Origin of the sequence: Pseudomonas sp. 37 R 15, from assembly GCF_900004865.1 — a bacterium.
Classification (GTDB): domain Bacteria; phylum Pseudomonadota; class Gammaproteobacteria; order Pseudomonadales; family Pseudomonadaceae; genus Aquipseudomonas; species Aquipseudomonas fluorescens_AM.
The window spans coordinates 158,945-179,578 of record NZ_CVTV01000062.1 but is presented as its reverse complement, the minus strand read 5'-3'; the positions used below and the strand labels follow the sequence as shown (position 1 = coordinate 179,578).

The following is a 20,634-nucleotide window of genomic DNA, read 5'->3' as shown; positions in this document are numbered from 1 at the left end:
TCTACGTGACCCCATGGTCGTAACACCAGCTACTGACTGGACATAGGCTTCCCATGAGTGAAGATGCACAAGATGTCGTACTGATCGTCGAAGACGACGAATCCATTATGTTTGTGCTGGGTGAATACCTGGCCGGCCTGGGTTATCGGGTATTGAAGGCCGTCAATGGCAAAGAAGCCTTTGAAATTCTCGCGACCAAACCGCACCTGGATTTGATGGTCACGGATTACCGCCTGCCCGGCGGCATTTCCGGCGTACAGATCGCCGAGCCGGCGCTCAAGGTGAGGCCGGAATTGAAAGTAATCTTTATCAGTGGTTACCCGCAGGAAATTCTTGATTGCAACAGCCCGATTACGCGCAACGCGCCGATTCTGGCCAAGCCGTTTGATCTGGATACGCTGCAGGAGCACATACAGCGCTTGCTGGCCTGACGTCGCAGCGCGTAGATACGCTGGGTATCTACGCCTGGATCATTTCCCGAACCTTCGCCGTCAATAAATCAAAGGTGAACGGCTTGGTAATCAACTGCATCCCCGGGTCCAGAAAACCTCCCCGCACAGCCGCGTGTTCTGCGTATCCGGTGATGAACAGCACCTTGAGGTCCGGACGGATCTGCCGTCCGATTTCCGCCAATTGCCGGCCGTTCATGCCGGGCAGCCCGACATCACTGATCAGCAGGTCGATACGCTGCTCTGACTCGATGATCGGCACCGCAGTGGTGGCGTCACCGGCTTCGACAAAGGCATAGCCCAACTCTTTCAATACGGCGCTGACGAGTACCCGTACAGCCGGGTCATCTTCAACGATCAGCACCGTTTCACCGTCATTGGCGAATGGCAGCATGGCCGGGTTTACCACGGCGTCAGCGATGACCTCTCCCACAAAGCGGGGCAGGAACAAGCTGACGGTGGTGCCTATGCCGACTTCGCTGTGCAGGGTGACGTGGCCACGGGACTGCCGGGCAAACCCATAGATCATCGACAAGCCCAGGCCGGTGCCCTGGCCGATCGGCTTGGTGGTGAAGAACGGGTCGAACACCCGGCCCATGACGCTTTCCGGAATGCCGCAACCGGTGTCACTGACACTCAACTCCACGTAATCGCCAGGGCTCAAGGTGCCATAGGCGGCGGTAAATACGCTGTCGAGGTGGCGGTTGGTGGTTTCCACGGTCAGGTTGCCACCGCCGGGCATGGCATCACGTGCGTTGATCACAAGGTTGAGCAGGGCGCTTTCCAGTTGATTGGGGTCGGCCTCGGCGGTCCACAGGCTGTCGCTGAGGCGCATGTGCAGGCAGATGCTTTCATTGATACTGCGTTGCAGCAATTCGCCCATGGAGGTGACCAATTGGTTGATCTCCACGGGCTTTGGGTCCAGCGACTGCCTGCGCGAGAACGCCAGCAGGCGGTGGGTGAGGCCGGCGGCCCGGTTGGCCGAGGTGACGCCCAGGTCGATCAGGCCGTCCAGATCGTCCAGCTTGCCCCGCGCTACACGTCGTCGCAGCAATTCCAGGCTCCCGATGATCCCGGTCAGCATATTGTTGAAGTCATGGGCGATGCCGCCGGTCAACTGGCCGACGGCTTCCATTTTCTGCGACTGGCGCAAGGCTTCTTCATTGCTGCGCAATTGCGCGGTACGCTCTTCCACCTGCTGCTCAAGGGTTTCCAGGGTGCGTTGCAGGCGCAACTCACTGGCGCCCAGGTCGAGCAGGCGGTCACGTGCTTCGTATTGCCGCCGCCGCCCGCGCAGGGCGGTACTGACCAGGCTGATCAGGGTCACAGGATGGAACGGGCGCTCAAGGAAGGTCACGTTGCCCAGCAGCCCGCTCAGGTGCGATGAGCCATTTTGCTCGCTGCCGCCGTGATGGGTCATCAGCACAATGGGCAGGTCGGACCAGGCCGGTTGCCGGTGCAGGTACTCAAGCAAAGGTTCCATGTCCACGCCACGTAAAGCTTCGGCGGCGATAATGAGCACGCCGGCACCCTCGTTCAGCGCCTCGCACAAGTCGGTGAGATTGCTGGCGACCACACCCTGGTAGCCGGCTTCATTGAGCATCATCAGCGCCAATGAACTGTCGCGCCCCAAAGGCGCAAGAATAATGGCGCGTTCAAAGACCGGGGACAGGGACGTCACACTTGCTCTTCCTTGAGCAGAGGCGAGCCGGCGCCCATATAAATCGGAATGCCGCGCAGCACGCCCTGGAAATTGTCCAGAGGTTGGCCGACGGTCAGGCCATTACTGCTGATGCGGTATTCGCGAATCGTTGATTCGTGGGTACCGGTGCGTTTCTTGATGATGGAAATGGCCCGCCGGACCTTGCCCAGCGCTTCGAAGTAACGCAGCAGGATCACGGTATCGGCCAGGTAGGTGATGTCCACGGGCGTCTGCATATCGCCGACCAGGCCATGCTGGGCGACGGTCATGAACGTCGCGGCGCCCCGTCGGTTGAGGTAGAGAAGGAGTTCGTGCATATGCAGGATCAGTGCGTTCTCTTCCGGCATCGCCGCCTGGTAGCCGTTGATACTGTCAATCACCACGGTATTGATGCCGCCTTCGTCCACGCAGCGGCGTACCCGGTGTGAGAACTCACCGGGAGACAGCTCGGCCGCGTCGACCTGTTCGATCAGCAGGTTACCGGTGGCTTGCAGCGCCGCCAGGTCGATGCCCATGTTTTTCATGCGCTCGAACAGCAGGCCCATCTCTTCGTCAAAGATGAACAGCGCGGCTTTTTCGCCACGCGCTACCGCAGCAGCGGCGAAAACCATGGAAATCAGCGATTTACCGGTGCCGGCCGGGCCAAGGATCAGGCTGCTGGAGCCGGTCTCGACGCCGCCGCCCATCAAGGCATCGAGTTCGGCGATACCGCTGCTCATGGTCTGGCGCGTGTAGCCGCCGCGATGTTCGGCCGCCACCAGGCGCGGGAATACATGCACACCGTCGCCCATGATCGTGAAGTCATGAAAACCGCCACGGTACTTCTGGCCCCGGTACTTCACCACCCGTACTCGGCGACGTTCGGCACCGTAGCTGGGCGTCAGTTCTTCCAGGCGAATCACGCCGTGGGCCACGCTGTGCACGGTTTTGTCGAGGGACTCGGTGGTCAGGTCGTCGAGCAGCAGCACCGTGGCGTCATAGCGGACGAAGTAATGCTTGATCGCCAGGATCTGCCGGCGATAGCGCAGGGAGCTTTGCGCCAACAGGCGGATCTCGGACAGGCTGTCGACCACTACGCGAGTGGGCTTGACCCGTTCCACCACTTCGAAAATCTGCCGCGTGGCTTCGCCCAGCTCCAGATCCGAGGAGTACAGCAGGCTCTGCTGGTGCTCGGCGTTGAGCAGGCTTTCCGGCGGGGTCAATTCGAAGATGTGGATGTTGTCGTCCAGGTCCCAGCCATGAGACTTGGCACCCTGGCGCAGCTCACGTTCGGTTTCGGACAAGGTGATATACAGCGATTTTTCACCGTTTTTCGCGCCTGCCTGCAAGAAGTGCAGGGCCACGGTGGTTTTACCCGTGCCGGGCTCGCCCTCCAGGAGGAACAAATGGCTGCGCGATAGGCCCCCGGAAAGAATGTCATCCAGACCATCGATGCCGGTGGCTGCCTTTTCACTCAAAAGCGAATTTGATGTAGACAAGAAGTGCCCTCAGGTCACGTACGTGTTCAGGGCACGCCGTTGGGCGTGCCATATTCACTTGACCTTAGCGGCTTGTGGCGGTTCAACATTTTGAATCATTTGTAAGAAACCTGACGACTTTTACAAGTTTCAGCGCGTGGTCACAGCCCCTGCTGCAACGCCGGGTCATCCGGATTCTGCTGCTCCAGCTGTGCAAGCAGTATTTGCACGTTCTGCAACTGGCCGCTTTCTTTCCAATAATTGACCAGCAGCACCCGCGCCTTTCGATTCGCCGGGTGGCGCTGGACGATGTCTTCCAACTGCCGCTGGGCCGCCTCAAGCTCCTCCTGGTCGTGCAATGTGGTGGCGAGGTCGTAGCGGTAATCCTGATTGTCCGGCTCCAGCTCTACCGCTTTGGACAGGCCGAGCAGGGCATAGGGGCGTTCGCCATGGTGCAGCAGCCACATGCCCAAGGCATGTTGCAGATAGGCCGATTCCGGGTGCGCCGCCAATTGCTGCGCCAGCAGCTGGCGCGATTCGTCGGTCTTGCCCTGTTTATCCAACAGCTCGATCTGCGCCACCACCGCTTGCAGGTTGTCCGGTTGCAAGCGCATAGCCTGCTGCAGCGCATGTTGCGCATCCGGCAGCAGGGCGCTGTGGATATACAGGCGCGCCAATTGAATCCAGCCTTCGGCTGTTTCAGGTCGGGCCTTGAGGGTTTTGGCGAATTCATCGAGCACTTGCTGCAGCGGGCCGAAATACAGGCCCAGGGTATCCGGCGACAGGCCGAGCAGGGCGTTGGCGGCGGCAAAGCGCACTGCCTGTTCGGGATCCTCCAGCACCGGGCCGAGTAACAACGTGCGCTGGCCGGTCGGCACCAGGCCGACAATGCTGTGGATCGCCGCTTCACGCACCACTGGCGAGTCATCAGCCAGGTCTTTATCCGCCAGTTTCAGTGCCTGGGGGCTGGGGTAGTTGGGCAGCTCGGCATGCAGCGCAGCGCGCCGCTCAGGTGACAGGTCCGGCCGCCCCAGCTGTTGATACAACACCCGCGCCGCGCCCGGCTCACCGTTGCGCGCCTGCTTCAAGGCCTTGGAATAACCGTGGGCAATCGCCGGGGGCACGGCCACGGGCGTTGCGCGGGAGAAAAACCAGGTGATCAACACAATCGACAACAGGGCGCACAGGCCGATGATGGAGTAACGGCGTGACTTTGACATGCAGGCGTCCGAAGGCAGGGTACGGGTACAAAGTCTCAAGCTTCGGCCAGTGCAGGGCGAGTGTCAAACCGGATTGGCCAAACCAGTCAGCCATGTTGGCGGCTTTGACCATTGCTGGTGCCAGCGCTGCGGAGCGACTATTTGCAGGCGATTGACCTGGTTGAAAAGTGTCCTTAAAACAAAAACACACAAGGAACTGAAGCGATGCGTGATTACCTGGCCGCCACCACCGAATTCGATTATCAGCACACCGTCGACATGACCCTGGCCGGCAACCTGCAGGCGCTCAATGCCTGTGTGGAGTGCTGTGACCGTCACGCGCTGCCTGGGCGCATTGCGCTGTTCTGGGAAGGCAAGGACGGGCGCAGCGCCACGGTCACCTTTACCGACTTGCAGGACCAGGCCGCACGCTTTGCCAATTTCCTGCTGGGGCAGGGCATCAAGCGCGGTGACAAGGTCGCCGGCTTGTTGCCGCGCACGGCTGAACTGCTGGTGGTGGTGTTTGCCACCTGGCGTATCGGCGCGGTCTATCAACCTTTGTTCACGGCGTTCGGGCCCAAGGCCATCGAGCACCGCCTGAACAGTTCAGGTGCCGCCCTGGTGGTTACCGATGCGGTGAATCGGCCCAAGCTCGCGGACGTGGAGGGCTGCCCGACCATCGTGACGGTCACCGGGGCCAAAGGCGAAGGCCTGGTGCGCGGCGATTTCAGCTTCTGGGCCGAACTGCCCCATTACTCCAATGCCTGCGAGCCCGTGCTGCTGGGGGCGGACGAGCCCTTTTTGCTGATGTTCACCTCGGGCACCACCGGGCCGTCCAAAGCCCTGTCGGTGCCGCTCAAGGCGATTGTCGCATTCCAGGCCTATACCCGCGACGCGGTCGACCTGCGCCCCGAAGACGCATTCTGGAACGTGGCCGATCCGGGCTGGGCCTACGGCATCTATTTCGGCGTGACCGGGCCACTGTCCATGGGGCATCCGATTACCTTCTACGATGGCCCGTTCACCCTGGAAAGCACCTGCCGGGTCATCAACAAATACGGCATCACCAACCTGACCGGCTCGCCCACCGCGTACCGACTGTTGATTGCCGGCGGCGAGCAGTTTGCCCGTTCGATCAAGGGCCGGTTGCGCATCGTCAGCAGCGCCGGCGAGCCCTTGAACCCCGAGGTGATTCGCTGGTTCGCCGACAACCTCGGCGTGACCATTCACGACCACTACGGGCAAACCGAGCTGGGCATGGTGCTGTGCAATCACCATGGCCTGGCGCACCCGGTACATGTCGGCTCGGCGGGGTTCGCCTCGCCGGGGCATCGCATCGTGGTACTGGATGACAACCACCAGGAACTGACTGCCGGTCAGCCCGGCATTCTTGCCATCGACCGCGAGCAATCGCCGATGTGCTGGTTCGCCGGCTATGAGGGCGTGAAAACCAAAGCCTTCGTCGGCAAGTACTACCTCAGTGGCGATACCGTGGAGCTCAACCCGGACGGCAGCATCAGTTTTGTCGGGCGCAGCGATGACGTGATTACCACGTCCGGCTACCGCGTGGGGCCGTTCGACGTGGAAAGCGCGCTGGTCGAACACCCGGCTGTGATCGAAGCTGCCGTGGTCGGCAAACCTTGCCCCGAACGCACCGAGCTGGTGAAAGCCTTCGTGGTGATCAACGAGCAATACCGCGCCACCCCGGAACTTGCCGAAGAGTTACGCCTGCATGTGCGCAAGCGCCTGGCGGCCCATGCGTATCCGCGGGAAATCGAATTCGTCAGCGACTTGCCCAAGACTCCCAGCGGCAAGCTGCAACGCTTTATTTTGCGTAACCAGGAAATCGCCAAGGCCCAGGCGGCCGTGGCGTGATTCTTTCAAAAGGAAACTGTGATGCACATTGAAAACAAGGTATTCCTGGTCAGCGGCGGCGCTTCGGGCCTCGGTGCCGCCACCGCTGACATGCTCATTGCAGCGGGTGCCAAGGTCATGCTGGTGGACCTCAACGCCGATGCCGTTGCCGCCAAGGCCCGCCAGCTTGGCGACAACGCCCGCAGCAGCGTGGCGGACATCAGCCAGGAAGTGGCTGCCGAAGCCGCAGTACAAGCGACTGTTGCCGCCTTTGGTGGTTTGCACGGGCTGGTCAACTGCGCCGGTGTGGTGCGTGGCGAGAAGATTCTCGGCAAGGACGGCCCGCACGCCCTGGCCAGTTTCGCCCAGGTGATCAACGTCAACCTGATCGGCAGCTTCAACCTGTTACGCCTGGCCGCTGCGGCGATCGCTGAGACCGACGCGGATGCCGATGGCGAACGCGGTGTGATCATCAATACCGCCTCGGTGGCGGCGTTCGACGGGCAGATCGGCCAGGCTGCGTATGCCGCCTCCAAGGGCGCGATAGCCAGCCTCACCTTGCCGGCCGCGCGCGAACTGGCTCGTTTCGGTATTCGGGTGATGACCATCGCCCCCGGCATTTTCGAAACCCCGATGATGGCCGGCATGACCCCGCAAGTGCGCGACGCCCTGGCCGCCGGCGTGCCGTTCCCGCCACGCCTGGGCAAACCCGCCGAATATGCGGCGCTGGTGCGGCATATCATTGAAAACAGCATGCTCAACGGCGAGGTGATCCGTCTTGACGGCGCCTTGCGCATGGCAGCCAAGTAAGGAGGCATCTTCATGAACGACCCTATCGTTATCGTCAGCGCCGTGCGCACGCCCATGGGCGGGTTCCAGGGCGACCTCAAGGGCCTGACCGCACCGCAACTGGGCGCCGCCGCGATTCGTGCGGCGGTCGAGCGCGCCGGTATCGCCAACGACGCCGTCGATGAGGTGTTGTTTGGCTGTGTGCTGCCCGCGGGCCTCGGCCAGGCGCCGGCACGCCAGGCGGCGTTAGGCGCCGGGCTGGACAAATCCACCCGTTGCACCACGCTCAACAAGATGTGCGGTTCGGGCATGCAAGCGACGATTCTGGCTCACGATGCCTTGCGCGCCGGCAGCGTCGACGTGGTGATCGCCGGCGGCATGGAGAGCATGTCCAACGCGCCGTACCTGCTTGACCGCGCCCGCAGCGGCTATCGCATGGGGCACGGCAAGGTCCTCGACCACATGTTCCTCGATGGCCTGGAAGACGCCTATGACAAGGGCCGCCTGATGGGCACCTTTGCCGAAGACTGCGCCGAGCACAACGGTTTTACCCGGCAAGCCCAGGACGCCTTTGCGATTGCCTCCCTCACGCGTGCGCAGGAAGCCATTACCCACGGCAGTTTTGCCGCTGAAATCGTCCCGGTACAGGTCACCGTCGGCAAAGAGCAGAAAACCGTGTTGCACGACGAACAGCCGCCCAAGGCCAAGCTGGACAAGATCGCCAGCCTGAAACCGGCGTTCCGCGAAGGCGGCACTGTGACCGCAGCCAACTCCAGCTCGATTTCCGATGGCGCGGCGGCGCTGTTGCTGATGCGCGAATCCGAGGCCAGCAAGCGCGGCCTCAAACCCCTGGCGGTGATTCATGGGCATGCGGCGTTTGCCGATGAGCCGGGGCTGTTTCCGGTAGCGCCTGTAGGGGCGATCCGTAAGTTGCTGGGCAAAACCGGCTGGAGCCTGGAGGATGTCGACCTCTTCGAGATCAACGAAGCGTTCGCGGTGGTCAGCCTGGTCACCATGAGCAAACTGGAGATTCCCCACGACAAGGTCAACGTGCACGGCGGCGCCTGTGCCCTGGGCCATCCGATCGGCGCTTCGGGCGCGCGCATCCTGGTGACCCTGCTCTCGGCCCTGCGCCAGAAAGGCCTCAAGCGCGGCGTCGCGGCGATCTGCATCGGCGGTGGTGAAGCCACGGCCATGGCCGTTGAATGCCTGTATTAAGGACTGACCATGCTGCCTAATGACGAACAACTGCAAATCAGCGACGCGGCCAGGCAATTTGCCCAGGAGCGCTTGAAACCGTTCGCCGCCGAATGGGACCGCGATCATCGCTTTCCCAAGGAGGCCATCGGTGAGATGGCCGAGCTGGGCTTTTTCGGCATGTTGGTGCCGGAACAATGGGGGGGCTGCGACACCGGTTACCTGGCCTACGCCATGGCCCTGGAAGAAATCGCCGCCGGCGATGGCGCCTGCTCGACCATCATGAGCGTGCACAACTCGGTGGGTTGCGTGCCGATCCTCAAGTTCGGCAATGACCAGCAGAGAGAACAGTTCCTCAAGCCCCTGGCCAGCGGGGCGATGCTTGGCGCCTTTGCGCTGACCGAACCCCACGCCGGCTCCGACGCCAGCAGTCTTAAAACCCGCGCACGCCTCAATGGCGATCATTACGTGCTCAACGGCTGCAAACAATTCATCACCTCGGGGCAAAACGCCGGCGTGGTGATCGTGTTTGCGGTCACCGACCCGGCGGCGGGCAAGCGCGGCATCAGTGCGTTTATCGTGCCCACCGACGCGCCGGGCTATACGGTGGCGCGGGTCGAGGACAAGCTGGGGCAACACGCCTCGGATACTTGCCAGATCCTGTTTGAAGACGTGAAAGTACCGCTCGCCAACCGACTGGGCGAGGAGGGCGAGGGCTACAGGATCGCCCTGGCCAACCTTGAAGGCGGGCGCGTGGGCATTGCCGCGCAATCGGTGGGCATGGCCCGTGCGGCCTTCGAAGCGGCGCGTGATTACGCCCGTGAGCGTGAAAGCTTCGGCAAGGCCCTGATCGAACACCAGGCCGTCGCCTTTCGCCTGGCGGACATGGCCACGCAAATAGCCGTTGCCCGGCAGATGGTGCACTACGCGGCAGCCCTGCGCGACAGCGGCAAGCCGGCCCTGGTCGAGGCGTCCATGGCCAAGCTGTTCGCGTCCGAAATGGCCGAGAAAGTCTGCTCGGCCGCCTTGCAAACCCTGGGCGGTTACGGTTACCTGAACGACTTCCCGTTGGAGCGGATCTACCGCGACGTGCGGGTCTGCCAGATTTACGAAGGCACCAGCGATATCCAGCGCATGGTCATCTCACGCAATCTTTAAGGAGCCGATACATGAGTTACGAAACCATTTTGCTCGAAGTCCAGGGCCGCGTCGGGCTGATTACGCTCAATCGCCCGCAGGCGCTGAACGCCTTGAACGCGCAACTGGTCAGCGAGCTGAACCAGGCGCTGGATGGCCTGGAAGCCGACCCGCAGATCGGCTGCATCGTGCTGACCGGCTCGAAGAAAGCCTTCGCCGCCGGTGCCGACATCAAGGAAATGGCCGAGCTGACCTACCCGCAGATCTACCTGGACGACTTGTTCAGCGACAGCGATCGGGTGGCCAACCGCCGCAAGCCGATCATTGCCGCAGTCAACGGCTTTGCCCTCGGTGGCGGCTGCGAACTGGCCCTGATGTGCGACTTTATCCTGGCCGGTGACGGCGCCAGGTTCGGCCAGCCGGAGATCAACCTCGGCGTACTGCCTGGCATGGGCGGCACCCAGCGTCTTACGCGTGCGGTGGGCAAGGCCAAGGCCATGGAAATGTGCCTGACCGGGCGTTTCATCGACGCGGTGGAAGCAGAACGCTGCGGCATCGTTGCGCGCATCGTGCCCGCCGACGAGTTGCTGGACGAAGCCTTGAAAGTCGCCACCCTGATCGCCGGTAAATCCGTGCCGATCAGCATGATGGTCAAGGAAAGCGTAAACCGCGCGTTTGAAGTGAGCCTGTCCGAAGGCGTACGTTTCGAGCGCCGAGTATTCCATGCAGCGTTCGCGACCCAGGACCAGAAGGAGGGCATGGCAGCGTTCGTGGCCAAGCGCACGCCGACGTTCGAGGACAAATAACCCCGGCACTCCCCACACAGCAGATCCAAATGTGGGAGGGGGCTTGCCCCCGATGGCAGTGTGACAGTCAACCAAGCTATCGACTGACCCGCCGCCATCGGGGGCAAGCCCCCTCCCACAGTTTTTTCATTGTGTCAGTTAAAGCGGGTAGCTCTGCATGATCCGCCAGGCACTGAAGTCCAAGGACAAGTAACCCCGGCACTCATCACACAGCAGATCCAAATGTGGGAGGGGGCTTGCCCCCGATGACAGTGTGACAGTCAACCAAGCTATCGACTGACCCGCCACCATCGGGGGCAAGCCCCCTCCCACAGTTTTACTCCGGTGTGTCAGTTAGATTTGGTAGTGCTTCAGTTCCCTGGCAATCACCATCCGCTGAATCTCGCTGGTACCTTCGTAAATCTGCGTGATCCGCGCATCCCGGTAGTAGCGCTCCACCGGATAGTCCTCCAGGTACCCATACCCACCATGAATCTGCATCGCCTTGGAGCAGACCTTTTCGGCCATTTCCGAGGCGAACAGCTTGGCCTGGGACGCCTCAGACAGGCACGGCTTGCCGGCGCTGCGCAAGCGCGCGGCATGCAGGATCAGCAGACGTGCCGCATTCAGTTGGGTTTGCATATCGGCCAGCAGGTTGGCCACGCTTTGGTGTTCGATGATCGCTTTGTCGAACTGCACCCGATCCCGGGCATAGGCCAGCGCCGCTTCAAAGGCGGCACGCGCGATGCCCAAGGCCTGGGCGGCGATGCCAATACGCCCTCCCTCCAGGTTGGACAGGGCAATGGCCAGGCCTTTGCCGCGCTCGCCGAGGAGGTTGGCTTCGGGCACCGCGCATTGGTTGAAGGTGACGGCGCAGGTGTCCGACGCCCGAATGCCCATCTTGTGTTCAGTACGGTCGACCACAAATCCCGGGGTGTCAGTGGGCACCAGGAACGCCGAAATGCCTTTCTTGCCCAGATCGGGATCGGTCACGGCAAACACAATGGCCAGTTGGGCGCGCTTGCCGTTGCTGACGAACTGCTTGGCACCGTTGATCACCCACTGGCCGTCGCGCAGTTCCGCGCGGGTGCGCAGGTTGTGGGCTTCGGAGCCGGCCTGGGGCTCGGTCAGGCAGAAGCAGCCGATGGCCTGGCCGCTGGCGAGAGCGGCCAGCCAGGTGTGCTTCTGTGCTTCTGTGCCGTAGTTGAGGACCGGGCCGCAACCCACTGAATTATGGATACTCATCAAGGCGCCAGTGGCACCGTCACCCGCGGAGATTTCCTCCACGGCCAGGGCATAGGCGACGTAATCCACGTACGTCCCACCCCATTCCTCCGGGACCACCATACCGAGCAGGCCCAACTCGCCCATCTTGGCCACCAGCGCGTCGTCGATCCAGCCGGCCTTTTCCCAGGCCTGGGCATGGAGCGCGATTTCACCACGGGCAAAATCACGCGCCATGTCGCGGATCATCACTTGTTCTTCTGTGTATTCAAGATCTTGCATGGCTTATTTCTCAATCTGCGCGAAGTCGCGAAAGAAGCTTGCGACATGGCTGGCGTCCAGCTCATGCACCGTTGGCGGATTCCACTGCGGTTTTTTGTCCTTGTCGATGATCAGGGCGCGGACCCCTTCGATCAGGTCGCCACGGGCGAACCACTGGCGGTCCAGGTGCAGCTCCAGGGCAAAGCACTGTTCCAGCGGCAGGTGGCGCCCACGGCGCAACATCTGCAGGGTGACAGCCATGGCCAGGGGTGAGCGGGTTTGCATCAGGTCGGCGGTGGCCAGGCCCCAGTCGTGGCTGTCGGCGACGGTGACTTGCTGCAGTTGCTCGACAATGCTTGGCACATCCGGCAGGGCGAAGAAATGGTCGATCGCCGGGCGCAGGGCTGCCAGCGGCGGATCAGGCAATTGCTGCACGGCCAGTTGGGCGAGCACGCCTTGCAGGTCCTTGAGGGGCGAATCGTGCCATTGCAGGCTATCGAGCTTTTGCGCAAGCTCGGTCAGTCTGGCGCTGTCCAGGTACCAATCCGCCAGGCCGCAGTACAGGGCATCCGCCGCACGGATCTGCACGCCGGTGACGCCAAGGTAGATCCCCAGTTCCCCGGGGATGCGCGGCAGGAAATAGCTGCCACCCACATCCGGAAAATACCCGATGGCCACTTCCGGCATTGCCAGGCAGCTGCGTTCGGTCACCACGCGCAGGTCGGCGCCCTGCACCAGGCCCATGCCGCCGCCGAGTACAAAGCCGTCCATCAATGCCAGGACGGGTTTGGGGTACTGGTGGAGGGCCAGGTCGAGTGCGTATTCCTCAACGAAGAAGTCTTCATGCAGGGTGTCGCCACCCTTGAAGCTGTCGTACAGGGAACGGATATCGCCGCCGGCGCAGAAGGCCTTGTCGCCGGAGCCGCGCAGCACAACGGCGTAGACCAGCGGGTCAGCGGCCCAGGCCTGTAGCCGCGTTGTCATCCGCCGCACCATGTCCAGGGTGATGGCATTCAAACCGGCGGGGCGGTTGAGGGTGAGGTAACCGATATGGTTACGTACCTCACTCAGTACTTGCTGCTGCTGACTATCGGTGTGGCTTGCTTCGGGGGACACCTGAGCAGTCATCACTAACTCCCTGCTTTTATTGTTCTTTATCAAAATGTTCGGGGGCGAACCATCGCCTGATCGTACCAGCGCAAATTTGCCGCGTACAACCCGGAATCATGCAGGTCGTTGTTGCATTTATGCACGGTCGGTGATTGGGCGAGAGCCGGCGGTAAAATAGTCTGCAAGGGCCTGAGCACACTGGAGTATGGCCTTGCGCGCAGCGAGATGTTCACCAGGGTAGTTGATAAAACCGTGTCCCATGCCGGGATATTCCGTGTGCCGCACCTGCACCCCGGCGTTTTTCAACTGTCGTGCATAAGCCCGGCCCTCATCACGCAGTAAATCGCGGCCGGCGGTGACGATCAGCGCGTCGGGCAACCCCTGTAATGAAGCCTGGTGCGCGGGCGACAGCCAAGGATGGGCCAGGGACTGCCCTTCGCTCACGTACTGAGCGAGATACCAGTTGAGCATTTGAGCGGTCAGGCCAGGCCCGCTGGCGAACTCGACCCGTGAACGGTTGCGCGCCAGGCAATCGAGGACGGGGTAAAGCAGCATTTGAAAACCTATCGCAGGGCCGCGGCGTTCATGGACGATCTGGCAGATAACCGCTGCCAGGCCGCCGCCGGAACCGCCACCGGCGACGGCGATCCGGTGGCTGTCCAAGCCCAAGGCAGCGCCTTGAGTGGCAACCCATTCGGTGACGGCGTAGCAATCTTCCACGGCTGCAGGAAAGCGATGCTCCGGTGGCCGCGCGTAATCTACGGCCACCACCGCGCACCGGGCCCATTCGCACATGATCCGACAGAAGCTGTCATGGGTATCAAGATCGCCGGCAACCCAACCTCCACCATGAAAATACAGCAGCGCCGGGGCCGGTATGGGTGTTGACTGCCGTATATGCGTATAGGTACCGAGCGCTGCGGCCCCTCGACCGTGTGGTCCTGCACACACATCACCACAGCATCACGGACCGCGGCGCGTACGCCCTCGGGCGTCATCACTGGCCGGTCCATGCTTGCGCCTCTATTTCGATGAGGTAGTCGGGTGCGATCAATTGATTGACGCCCAATAACATCGTGGTCGGCGGACAATCACTAAAAAATTCCTGATGAGCCTTGGCGATTTGCGGCCACCAGGCCACGTCGGTGGTGTACATGCGTGTGGCGACCACAAGGGTTCTGTCGACCCCCAGTTGCTCGAGCGCGGCTTCGATGATTTCCAGGCATCGGCGCGTCTGGCGGTACACATCACCAGGCGCATAGGGATTACCTCGCTCATCGAACGCCACCGTGCCACTGGTGACGACCAGGTTCCCCGCACGTAGCGCTCGACAATAGCCACCATTTTTCTCCCACGGTGCTGCGGAAAAACACCGCGTGATGCTGCCGCTCGCCGGTTCCAGCGCTACATGGATATGACTTAACCCACGAAATTGCAAACTGTTGGTGCGCCAAGCTGGCGGTTGGCTGCGTATCAATCGCACGTTTGGAAAACGCTGCAATAGACGGCTGAAAACGACCTTTGCTTCGAGCTTGAACAGCAGTGTGCCCATACAAAAATGCGGGCCACGGCCAAACGCCAGGTGATCACGCTTTTGGCGATGGATATCGAAGCGGTCCGGGTCGCTGAAATGGCGAGGGTCACGGTTGGCCGCCGCTCGAATCAGGTAGACCAGGTCACCTTTGTGCATCGTCTGGCCATGCAGGGTGACATCCTCAGTCAACACGCGGTGGCTCAGCTGACCCGCCGGACAGATGCGCAGCGCTTCCTCAATGGCATTGGGTATCAGGCCAGGGTGGGTTTTGAGTTCTGCCAACGCTTCTGGGTTGGAGAGCAGGTAGAACATGATGATGCCCAACTGATCCGCGCTAGTCGTAGTCGCCGCGACCACTACAAAAGCCAGTTGAGCCAGCACATCGTCTTTGCTCATCAGGGCTTTGTCGCCTGCGGCAATCACCTGGCTAATCAGATCGTTGCCCGCAAGCGCAGACAGGCGGCGCTCATCTACAAGCAGGGAGAACTGCTCATACATTTGCTCCATCGCTTGCAAGGCTTCCCGTGGCCCAAATGCCGGATCGGTGCTACCCACCATGAACACGATGATTGCATCTGTCCAACGCCTGATCTTCAGCGCGTCTTGCGTGGCGATTCCGAAAATGTGAGCCAGGATCAGCGCCGGAATCTTATCGAACAATTCAGTCATCAATTCCGGTTGGGGGCTCAGTTGTGCCAGCAGGTCATCCACGATGCGTTCGATATCGCCCGCCAGTGCGTCAATGGCGCGTGGCGTGAACGCCTTACCCAGCACCTTGCGGCCAGCCTCGTGCACCTTCCCGTCCTGGGAATACATCCAGCGAGAAGCCTTCTCGATGAAAGGCTCTAAAGCAGCTTGCTCGTGGACGGGCACTTGAGCGTTTACAAGTGCGCGCATTCGATTGGATGAATAACGTCGGGTATCGCCCTGAGCACTGGCGACGTCGTCAAACCGGGTCATCAGCCAGGCGTTGTAATGTTGCGACCAGTAGAGCGGATGATGATGGCGTAGATAAGCAAACGCGTCGTAGGGATCACTAATGGTTCGAGGGTCGGAAAAGTCCGGTATTGACTGAAGAGCCATGTCATTGGTCCTCATAGAGTGGACGGGTGAACTGCTCGATGTAATCAGCGCGATCGATCAACGCACTGACCAGGATTTGCGGTGGTTCAAGCGCAATGGCCAACGCTTCAATCTGCTCAGGACTGACATCCAGGCCGGCTCTTTCTGGCTTGCGCATACCCCAGGGGTACAGCTTTGCAGCGAATTCGCCGATCAGATCCTCCACGGTCGCGGGTTCAGGCACTCCTAGCGCCTGAACTTCCTGAATCACCAAGCTCAACGCCCTGGCATAGACCAGGCCCACTGCCTGCTCATGGGTAAACCCGGCAGATTGACGACATTGCTCAAGGATCTTCGCTTCGACACGCTGGCCGATGTTGGCTGCTGACGTGTCGACAGACCGTGGCCGCGCCAACGCATCCTTGATGACCTGATAGGCCATGATCGAGCTGTCCCCGGCAAATGTGTTGGCAATCTCACAGTCCATGCGTTGCGTGACGATCTGGTTGTAATGATGAAAGCCTTGAGACCCGCACAGCTCACGAGACAGCGCAATCACCTCCAGCCCCTGCCACGCACCTACCGCCTTGCACACGGCTGCTAACACGTGAAGTTCCTTGCGCTTGTGCTCCTGCGCCCAATCCGCCTCGAAGCGCTTGCGCACCGCCTGCTCCAGGTAGGTGAGCGCAATCGCCTTGAGTTGTACGGCATACAGGCGTTGACGAAACAGAGGCTGGCTCATCAGTGCAACCTGGCCGACCTGTGACTGGATTAGACGGTGATGAGCGAATCGATAGCTCAAGTGGGCTGTCAGCCCGGCACTATGGCGAATACCGGCTATGAACAGCAGCCGCTCCTGCAGGAAGGTCTTCAGCGCACCAATAAAACGCTGCGATAAAGGTACGTCGCTGACGAAGACACCCTCGTCAGTGAATCGGGAGTGTCGTTGCAGCAGGGCCTCGAGGGGGAGTTTCATCCGGCAGAAGCGTATGGCCGCCACCTGGTTGGCATGAATGCCACCTTTGGGGTCGCATGCCATTATTTTCACGCCGTTGAGCAGGCAACCGTTTTCGCGTTCGCGGATAACCACTCGAAACCAATGATGACCTTGATCCTCATCGTCGACGATCAGGCGGGCGAGCACCATCACCACTTGCGCGGCGCGAAATGCATTGCCTATCCAGCACTTGCAGGCTTCGGGTGCAGGGGAATCGAGGACCAGAGAACCCTCTTCGCGGTTGTACGTTACCGTCGTGCGAATATTGCGCACGTCGGTCCCCACTGCCACTTCCGTGCAGCCGAACGCATACACCTTGTCCAGGCGCACCGCTTCGTCTCGATAGCGCTCTACCTGCGCGGCTGAACCGTGGTTGAACAATGCATCGACAGCAATCATGTGATCGACTATCGAGGAGTGGAGCGCGTAGTCGAAGGCGCCCAAATAGCCCATCAATTCACACAGTGAGGAAAACTCCGCCTGTCGTGATTGCCCCAGCCACAGCTCGTTATTAATCAGACCTGTACTAAAAATTGCATGCATGCGCTTGATCGTAAGGTCCATGTACGTCATCAGAGAAGCGTGGTGACGCTGGCGCGGCTCAAATAGGGGGGAACGCAGTAATTGTTGAAATACGGTGTTCAAGGCAAGCTCTCCTGTTTCGAATAAATGTTCGAAACACCCGAGCAGGAGGACTGGCAGGAAAACTACGACAAGGGCGCTAACTCCCGATGCGATGGGCGCCGCGCGATGCTACTGGTCCAAAGCCAGACCTTCCTTGTCTTCGCTACTGGTACAGCAATGGCCCAGACATCCAGGACTGCAGACAATTTCAAGTGTTGATTTGACTTTAGTCATGATGCGATTGATCGCAAGTGGCGCAATAAGCCACTCGTCGCGCCGCTGCTGATATCAAACCACGCGACTGGCCAGGACCTCGCCGATGCTGCGGCGTCGCGCGTGGCCTTCGGCGGAGTGAATCAATTCCTCCAGGGCCGTGGGCTCGACGTCAAAGAACTGCTCCATATCGGCCAACGCCAGCTTGAGGTCGGCCGCAGTGATGGCCGGGTCGGTCATGGGCGCACTGCCGATCACCACCGGCGCCGATTCGGCAGGTGCCTTGGGATAACGCGTGCGGGTGGCATTATTGTAGGCCAGCGCGCACGTCAGCAGCGCACCGGCACCGAGCATGACCGGTGCCAGCTCCTGCCAGCCGAGGGCGATGGAGGCAGGGTCGGCCAATACCAGCGTCATGGCCAGCCCCCCCGCCGGCGGGTGCAGGCAGCGTAGCCAGCAGATCAGCACAACGGTCATGCCCGCCGCCAGGCAAGCGCTGCCGAGGGTGCGTCCCAGCACCCGTGCCACGAGCAGCGCCACCACGCCCGCGCACAGATAACTGCCCATGATCGACCATGGTTGCGCCAATGCCCCCGACGACACGGCGAACAGCAACACCGCCGACGCGCCCAGTGGGCCAAGCAGATGCAGGGCGACTTCCATGCCAAACACCTGGGCACATACCCAGACACTGAGCAGCGTGCCCAAGGCCATGCCGATAGCGGCGCGACTCCATTCAGAGGGGCGGGTATTGATGGCGGCAGGTAACCAGCGAGCGAGCATTGAAAAAGGTCCTGAAACTGGGGGCGAAAAAAAGGCCTGCCTGGTTTCCCGGGAAAGCCTTGAACGTTCCAACGTGATTGGGGGAAGGAACGCGTGCAGTGTGCCAACTGCTTTGCATCGACGCCAATGCATATTAATGAGGGTTGAATGCAAAAAACATGTAGTCAAGAGGCTTCGCCAAACGGGGTTCGAGCGGCGCCCGCGGAGGAGGGCGTGCTGACCTTGCCCAGCACGAGGCTATCGAGTTCTTCGTTGAACAAGCGTTTGTGCAGGTTCTCCTGCATGCCTGGTTCGTCAGCCAGCGGCCCCTTCAACGCCACCAGTGCGTCGCGCAACCCCATCAGCCGATCCAGTCTCGGCGCCGCTACAGCCAGCGTATCCTCTCGCACGGCATTGCCTCCTTGTTGTTAGGCAGGTTCGCTACCAGAGCTGTTCCAGAGAGCCCCTGACGCAGGTGGTAAATAATTAATGCACTTGGCAAGCGAGTCTACAGTCGGGTTCCAGACCTCGGAAGGCGAAGTGCACCGGCCCTTACGCAAAGCTCTGTAGGTGCTTTCTCGGTAATTCTGGTGAAAAACGCCCACCGTTGTATAAGTGGGCGTTATTTCTTACGCGCTCGTTGAAAACACGCTCAGGGAGAGGTGTTTTTCTCCAGATGGAGCAACACATAAGGCGTCTTATCGAACGCGCCAGTGAGCGTCGGCGTGAGGGAACGCAGGCGTGGGTCAGTCAGGCCCTGGAAGTCCGCCTGGCTCATCACCAGCCAGGCCGGCGCCTGAACAGGCTGCAGTTCAGCGGGCAATTGGGTAAACAGCGGGACCTTGTCGCAATTGAAGTTGACCATGAACTTGATGGCTTTTGCATCTTTGCCCAATGCATGCAACACCAGCGGTGCCGGTTGCAGCAGGATCTGATCCTTGGCCGCCAGCGTGAACGTGCGGGTGTCGTAAAGGCTGCGCTCCAAGGGTTCGACCACTGAGATGTAAGTCGTCCAGACTGCCACCACCGCAGCGAACGCCGGACCAACCGCGCGCAGTCGCGCCTTGAACAATGCCAGCACCGCCAGCGCCTGAAGCACCGCCAGCAGGCCGAAAATCAGCCCGAGATCGGCCAGCAGTTCCGGGTAACGCCGTCGCGCTGCGATCAGGCCGACCGCCAACAGCGCGGGTAACAGCGTCCACACTACCAGCATCAAGCCGCGCAACCCGCTGAACAGACGGCCCTGGGCGACCTGGAACGGATACGCGGCAATGATTGCGGCCATCGGCAGCATCGGCAGGATATAACGCGCCTTTTTGGCCTGGGGCACCGACAAGCCAAGCATCACCAATGCACCGGCGGCCGCGCAGTACAGCACCAGCTTCAACGCAGGTTCGGCTGCTCGGCGGCCGCCGCTCATCACGGCCAGCAACACCAGAAGCGCCACCGGGTAGGCCAGGGCATAGTTGCCCAGGGAGCTGGTGAAGTAATACAGCACGCTGCCGGAGCCTTCGCTGCCATCCATGCGCCCGAGAAACTGCATGCGGATCACGTCGTGCATGAAGTCTTCGCCACCGCTGAGCTTGGCCAACAGCAGCAACAGGCCGATACACGCCGCCAGCAACGCCAGCGCCAATAGCCCGAAGCTGAACAACTGCCGCCATTGACGGTTGATCAGGTAATAGCTGCACAGCACTCCGGTAGGAATGACCAGGCCAATCGGCCCGCGAATCGCAAAACCGAGCATCAGCAGCGCAAACACCCAGTGCAGGCGCCTGGCCGCAGAGAAATGATCATGGGCATAACCCAGGTAAAACACTGCCAGCGTCACCGCCGCCAGCATCTGGTCCAGGGAGACGGCGCGGGTTTCGCTGATAAAGGTGCTGCTGAGCAGCAACATGGCGATGCTCAGCAGGCCCCAGCGCAGGGAGTAGGGCGCAGTGAGTCGATACACCAGCACCACGATGCACGCCGAGGCGACAGCGCTGGGCAGCCAGGCCGTGAGGCTGGTGACCTGGCCCGATGGCAGGGACAACAGCCAGGTCAGCAGGGTCGATGTGGCCAGGTAGTCCGCATACGGCTGGCCGTAGGTGGTGGGAAAGAAGCTCGGCCCATGGCGCAGCATCTCCTGGGCAAACACCACGAAGCGTGAATCGAACCCGATAATCGCCTGGTGCCAGTTGCCGGCGATGAACAGCAGCAGTGCCAAGAGCCCCAAACCCAGTGACTGTAAACGGATCGTTGGGCTGAGCTGGGGCGCAAGTGCTTTGTTCACCTA

Annotated in this window: 17 protein-coding genes; 6 read left to right on the top strand and 11 right to left on the bottom strand. The window is 61.0% G+C overall.

Features of this window, described 5'->3' with window-relative positions; all coding sequences use genetic code 11:
* Positions 1-53 precede the first annotated feature (53 nt).
* Complete coding sequence (locus BFQ04_RS28055) at positions 54-431, top strand: response regulator (protein ID WP_017528049.1); 378 nt, start codon at positions 54-56, stop codon at positions 429-431.
* 28 nt (positions 432-459) lie between these two features.
* On the opposite strand, the gene BFQ04_RS28050 is transcribed toward BFQ04_RS28055, so the two are convergent.
* The 3 genes from BFQ04_RS28050 to BFQ04_RS28040 form a co-directional block, all read right to left on the bottom strand.
* Positions 460-2,130, bottom strand: a complete 1,671-nt coding sequence (locus BFQ04_RS28050; RefSeq protein ID WP_065953574.1) for a response regulator — start codon at positions 2,128-2,130, stop codon at positions 460-462.
* Positions 2,127-3,629 carry an ATPase domain-containing protein gene (locus BFQ04_RS28045; protein ID WP_065953573.1) on the bottom strand — a complete coding sequence of 501 codons (1,503 nt, stop codon included), beginning with the start codon at positions 3,627-3,629 and terminating at the stop codon, positions 2,127-2,129. The genes BFQ04_RS28050 and BFQ04_RS28045 overlap by 4 nt, the downstream gene beginning before the upstream one ends.
* Before the next feature lie 140 nt (positions 3,630-3,769).
* On the bottom strand, positions 3,770-4,828 hold the full coding sequence (locus BFQ04_RS28040) for a tetratricopeptide repeat protein (protein WP_065953572.1): 1,059 nt from the start codon (positions 4,826-4,828) through the stop codon (positions 3,770-3,772).
* 204 nt (positions 4,829-5,032) lie between these two features.
* Between BFQ04_RS28040 and BFQ04_RS28035 the strand changes: the two genes are divergently transcribed.
* The 5 genes from BFQ04_RS28035 to BFQ04_RS28015 are packed head-to-tail and all read left to right on the top strand — an operon-like array spanning position 5,033 to position 10,590.
* A complete protein-coding gene (locus BFQ04_RS28035) occupies positions 5,033-6,682 on the top strand; it encodes an AMP-binding protein (protein WP_065953571.1) in 1,650 nt (549 codons plus the stop codon).
* 21 nt (positions 6,683-6,703) lie between these two features.
* Entirely contained in the window at positions 6,704-7,471 is a 768-nt protein-coding gene (locus tag BFQ04_RS28030) for an SDR family NAD(P)-dependent oxidoreductase (RefSeq protein WP_065953570.1), read from the top strand.
* Between the two features lie 12 nt (positions 7,472-7,483).
* Positions 7,484-8,668, top strand: coding sequence for an acetyl-CoA C-acyltransferase (locus tag BFQ04_RS28025; protein ID WP_065953569.1), 1,185 nt, complete (start codon positions 7,484-7,486; stop codon positions 8,666-8,668).
* Positions 8,669-8,677: 9 nt separating this feature from the next.
* The gene (locus BFQ04_RS28020) at positions 8,678-9,805 is read left to right on the top strand and encodes an acyl-CoA dehydrogenase (RefSeq protein WP_065953568.1); all 1,128 of its coding nucleotides are present in this window, start codon (positions 8,678-8,680) and stop codon (positions 9,803-9,805) included.
* A gap of 11 nt (positions 9,806-9,816) precedes the next feature.
* Positions 9,817-10,590 carry an enoyl-CoA hydratase gene (locus tag BFQ04_RS28015; RefSeq protein ID WP_065953567.1) on the top strand — a complete coding sequence of 258 codons (774 nt, stop codon included), beginning with the start codon at positions 9,817-9,819 and terminating at the stop codon, positions 10,588-10,590.
* 333 nt (positions 10,591-10,923) lie between these two features.
* Here the strand turns inward: BFQ04_RS28015 and BFQ04_RS28010 are convergent, their stop codons facing one another.
* From BFQ04_RS28010 to BFQ04_RS27980, 8 genes are all read right to left on the bottom strand, one after another.
* On the bottom strand, positions 10,924-12,075 hold the full coding sequence (locus tag BFQ04_RS28010) for an acyl-CoA dehydrogenase family protein (protein WP_065953566.1): 1,152 nt from the start codon (positions 12,073-12,075) through the stop codon (positions 10,924-10,926).
* A gap of 3 nt (positions 12,076-12,078) precedes the next feature.
* Positions 12,079-13,182 carry an enoyl-CoA hydratase/isomerase family protein gene (locus BFQ04_RS28005; RefSeq protein ID WP_065953565.1) on the bottom strand — a complete coding sequence of 368 codons (1,104 nt, stop codon included), beginning with the start codon at positions 13,180-13,182 and terminating at the stop codon, positions 12,079-12,081.
* A gap of 117 nt (positions 13,183-13,299) precedes the next feature.
* Positions 13,300-14,115 carry an alpha/beta hydrolase gene (locus tag BFQ04_RS28000; RefSeq protein WP_256544626.1) on the bottom strand — a complete coding sequence of 272 codons (816 nt, stop codon included), beginning with the start codon at positions 14,113-14,115 and terminating at the stop codon, positions 13,300-13,302.
* 46 nt (positions 14,116-14,161) lie between these two features.
* Entirely contained in the window at positions 14,162-15,781 is a 1,620-nt protein-coding gene (locus BFQ04_RS27995) for a cytochrome P450 (RefSeq protein ID WP_065953564.1), read from the bottom strand.
* A 1-nt stretch (position 15,782) separates the two neighbouring features.
* Positions 15,783-17,402: an acyl-CoA dehydrogenase family protein gene (locus BFQ04_RS27990; protein WP_232790575.1), complete on the bottom strand. Its 1,620-nt coding sequence runs from the start codon at positions 17,400-17,402 to the stop codon at positions 15,783-15,785.
* Between the two features lie 267 nt (positions 17,403-17,669).
* Positions 17,670-18,377, bottom strand: coding sequence for an HPP family protein (locus BFQ04_RS27985; protein WP_065953563.1), 708 nt, complete (start codon positions 18,375-18,377; stop codon positions 17,670-17,672).
* A 164-nt stretch (positions 18,378-18,541) separates the two neighbouring features.
* The gene (locus tag BFQ04_RS29580) at positions 18,542-18,766 is read right to left on the bottom strand and encodes a hypothetical protein (protein WP_332871803.1); all 225 of its coding nucleotides are present in this window, start codon (positions 18,764-18,766) and stop codon (positions 18,542-18,544) included.
* A gap of 242 nt (positions 18,767-19,008) precedes the next feature.
* Positions 19,009-20,631 carry an ArnT family glycosyltransferase gene (locus tag BFQ04_RS27980; protein ID WP_065953562.1) on the bottom strand — a complete coding sequence of 541 codons (1,623 nt, stop codon included), beginning with the start codon at positions 20,629-20,631 and terminating at the stop codon, positions 19,009-19,011.
* Positions 20,632-20,634: the final 3 nt, after the last annotated feature.